Source organism: Pseudomonas sp. SG-MS2 (assembly GCF_009933855.1).
GTDB lineage: Bacteria > Pseudomonadota > Gammaproteobacteria > Pseudomonadales > Pseudomonadaceae > Aquipseudomonas > Aquipseudomonas putida_E.
Genome location: NZ_MOMO01000053.1, coordinates 1 through 3,405, shown reverse-complemented (window position 1 = coordinate 3,405; position 3,405 = coordinate 1). Strand labels below are relative to the sequence as shown.

Annotated in this window: 4 protein-coding genes; 3 read left to right on the top strand and 1 reads right to left on the bottom strand. The window is 64.7% G+C overall.

All coding sequences use genetic code 11. From position 1 onward, the window contains the following. Window positions 1–98: 98 nt before the first annotated feature. On the bottom strand, window positions 99–1,175 hold the full coding sequence (gene mtnA / locus BLX42_RS03865) for an S-methyl-5-thioribose-1-phosphate isomerase (protein ID WP_039602966.1): 1,077 nt from the start codon (window positions 1,173–1,175) through the stop codon (window positions 99–101). A gap of 110 nt (window positions 1,176–1,285) precedes the next feature. Here mtnA and ubiG point away from each other — a divergent pair, with 110 nt between their 5' ends. The 3 genes from ubiG to BLX42_RS03850 form a co-directional block, all read left to right on the top strand. Further along, entirely contained in the window at window positions 1,286–1,984 is a 699-nt protein-coding gene (gene ubiG, locus BLX42_RS03860) for a bifunctional 2-polyprenyl-6-hydroxyphenol methylase/3-demethylubiquinol 3-O-methyltransferase UbiG (RefSeq protein ID WP_046787382.1), read from the top strand. A 2-nt stretch (window positions 1,985–1,986) separates the two neighbouring features. Next, window positions 1,987–2,658, top strand: coding sequence for an N-acetylmuramic acid 6-phosphate phosphatase MupP (gene mupP, locus BLX42_RS03855; RefSeq protein ID WP_012313283.1), 672 nt, complete (start codon window positions 1,987–1,989; stop codon window positions 2,656–2,658). Window positions 2,659–2,701: 43 nt separating this feature from the next. Next, on the top strand, window positions 2,702–3,405 hold a 704-nt coding region (locus BLX42_RS03850; RefSeq protein ID WP_161871184.1), incomplete at its 3' end, for a YciK family oxidoreductase.

Sequence of the window (3,405 nt, the reverse complement as noted above, 5' to 3'; positions counted from 1 at the left end):
GGGGGTGGAAGGGGGTTTTGTGGGAATTGTTGACGTGATTGGCGCTGATGCCGGGCGCTCGGCCTCACACACTCCCTCTCCCACCCCACCCCAAACGGTCAATGCAGGCGTTTGCGGCACATCAATTGTGCCAATTTGGCGGTATCCGGCCGTTCAACGACGCCCTTCTCAGTCACGATCACATCGATCAGGTCAGCCGGGGTCACGTCGAACACCGGATTGAACACCTCCACCTGCGGTGCCACGCGGGTGCCGGCGTAATCCAGCAATTCGTCGGCATCACGCTCTTCCAGCGGGATGTCTTCACCTGTGGCCAGGTTGAGGTCGATGCTGGTGCTGGGCGCCACCACCATGAACCGCACACCATGGTGCATGGCGCTCACCGCCAGCTGGTAGGTGCCGATCTTGCTCGCCACGTCGCCGTTGGCGGCAATGCAATCAGCGCCGACCACCACCCAGGTGATGCCCTTGCTTTTCATCAGGTGGGCCAGCGCCGAATCGGCGCACAGGGTCACCGGAATGCCTTCATTGGCCAGCTCCCAGGCAGTCAGGCGCGAACCCTGCAGCCAGGGCCGGGTTTCGCCGGCATAGACCCGCTCGACCATGCCCTCGAGAAAGCCTGCGCGGATCACCCCCAACGCGGTACCGAAGCCGCCACTGGCCAGGGCACCGGCGTTGCCGTAGGTCAGCAGGGCCTGCTCGCTGCCCTGGTGGCGGCGGATCAGCTCGATGCCCTGCTGGGCCATGGTCAGGTTGGCCTCACGGTCGCTTTCGTGAATGGCCACGGCCTCGGCCTCCAGCGCGGCCAGCACATCCTCGCCTGGGCGCAGGCGCTGCAGGCGCTCACGCATGCGGTTGAGCGCCCAGAACAGGTTGGCGGCGGTAGGCCGCGCCTCGGCCAGGCTGAGAAAATCCTCTTCCAGGTCCATTTCCCAGTCGCCGCCCTCGGCCAGGCGCTCTTCCAGGGCCAGCACCAGGCCATAGGCGGCAGCAATGCCGATGGCCGCCGCACCCCGCACAGCCATGTCGCGGATCGCCGCCGCCACCTGCGCAACATTGTCGCAGGCCAGCCAGCGTTCTTGCGAAGGCAGCAGGCGCTGGTCGAGCAGGTGCAAGGCGCCGTGGTGCCACCGGATACCGGTCACCTTCTCCGCCGCCATAAGTCGCTCGCGCATCACCTCTCCCTGACTTTCGCATATCAAAAGCGGACGATTATAGCGACCAACAGCCTTGGGCGCTCGGGTATACTCCGGCGCAATTCGTAGAAGTTTCAGAGGACTGTTCAATGAGCAACGTCGACCACGCCGAAATCGCCAAGTTTGAAGCCTTGGCGCACCGCTGGTGGGACCGCGAGAGCGAGTTCAAGCCGCTGCACGACATCAATCCGCTGCGCGTCAACTGGATCGACGAGCGCGTCAGCCTGGCTGGCAAGAAGGTGCTGGACGTCGGCTGCGGCGGCGGCATCCTCAGCGAAGCCATGGCCCTGCGCGGCGCCACCGTCACCGGCATCGACATGGGCGAAGCGCCCCTGGCCGTGGCCCAGCTGCACCAGCTGGAGTCGGGCGTGGAGGTGGAGTACCGGCAGATCACCGCCGAGGCCCTGGCTGAAGAGATGCCCGAGCAGTTCGATGTGGTCACCTGCCTTGAAATGCTCGAGCACGTGCCCGACCCGTCCTCGGTCATCCGCGCCTGCTACCGCATGGTCAAGCCGGGTGGCCAGGTGTTCTTCTCGACCATCAACCGCAACCCCAAGGCCTACCTGCTGGCCATCATCGGCGCCGAATACATCCTCAAGATGCTGCCGCGCGGTACCCACGACTTCAAGAAGTTCATCCGCCCTTCCGAGCTGGGTGCCTGGAGCCGCGTGGCCGGCCTTGAGGTCAAGGACATAATCGGCCTGACCTACAACCCGCTGACCAAGCACTACAAGCTCAGCAGCGATGTGGACGTCAACTACATGATCCAGACCCTGCGCGAGGAATGAGCATGCGTTTGCGAGCGGTACTTTTTGACATGGACGGCACCCTGCTCGACACGGCGCCGGACTTCATCGCTATTTGCCAGGCCATGCTCGCCGAGCGCGGCCTGCCGGCCATCGACGACAAGCTGATCCGCGATGTGATTTCCGGCGGCGCGCGGGCGATGGTCGCCGCGACCTTCGCCATGAGCCCGCAGGACGAGGGTTTCGAGGCCCTGCGCCTGGAGTTCCTCGAGCGCTACCAGCGTGACTGCGCGGTGCACAGCAAGCTGTTCGACGGCATGGGCGAACTGCTGGCCGATATCGAGCGGGGCAACCTGCTGTGGGGCGTGGTGACCAACAAGCCGGTCCGCTTCGCCGAGCCGATCATGCAGCGCCTGGGCCTGGCCGAGCGTTCTGCACTGCTGATTTGCCCGGATCACGTGAAAAACAGCAAGCCCGACCCGGAGCCGTTGATCCTGGCCTGCAAGACCTTGAACCTGGACCCGGCCAGCGTGCTGTTCGTCGGCGACGACCTGCGCGACATCGAGTCTGGCCGCGATGCCGGCACCCGCACGGCGGCCGTGCGCTACGGCTATATTCACCCAGAAGACAACCCGAACAACTGGGGCGCCGACGTGGTGGTGGACCACCCGCTGGAGCTGCGCAAGGTGCTCGACAGCGCCCTGTGCGGGTGCTGAAATTTTAGCGGCAAGCTGCAAGCTTCAACTCAAGGACAAACGCATGTTCGACTATACCGCCCGCCCCGACCTGCTCAAGGGCCGTGTCATCATGGTCACCGGCGCTGGCCGTGGCATCGGTGCAGCGGCCGCCAAGGCTTATGCCGCCTTGGGCGCCACTGTGCTGCTGCTGGGCAAGACCGAAGCCAACCTGAACGAGGTCTACGATGAAATCGAGGCCGCCGGCCACCCGCAGCCGGTGGTGATCCCGTTCAACCTGGAGACCGCCCTGCCCCATCAGTACGACGAACTGGCGGTGATGGTCGAGGAACAGTTCGGCCGCCTGGACGGGCTGCTCAACAATGCCTCGATCATCGGCCCGCGCACGCCGCTGGAGCAACTCTCAGGCGACAATTTCATGCGGGTGATGCACATCAACGTCGATGCCACGTTCATGCTCACCAGCACCCTGCTGCCGCTGCTCAAGCTGTCGGAGGACGCCTCGGTGGTGTTCACCTCCAGCAGCGTCGGGCGCAAGGGGCGGGCTTACTGGGGCGCTTATGGCGTGTCCAAATTCGCTACCGAAGGCCTGATGCAGACTCTGGCAGACGAGCTGGAAGGTGTGGCACCGGTGCGCTCCAACAGCATCAACCCCGGGGCTACCCGCACGGCGATGCGGGCCCAGGCCTACCCGAGCGAGAACCCACAGAACAACCCGCTGCCTGAAGAGATCATGCCGGTGTACCTGTACCTGATGGGGCCGGACAG

Excerpts from the sequence above, each read along its gene's own strand:
- mtnA (WP_039602966.1), bottom strand. The coding sequence starts at position 1,175 with ATGCGCGAGCGACTTATGGCGGCGGAGAAGGTGACCGGTATCCGGTGG.
- ubiG (WP_046787382.1), top strand. The coding sequence starts at position 1,286 with ATGAGCAACGTCGACCACGCCGAAATCGCCAAGTTTGAAGCCTTGGCG.
- mupP (WP_012313283.1), top strand. The coding sequence starts at position 1,987 with ATGCGTTTGCGAGCGGTACTTTTTGACATGGACGGCACCCTGCTCGAC.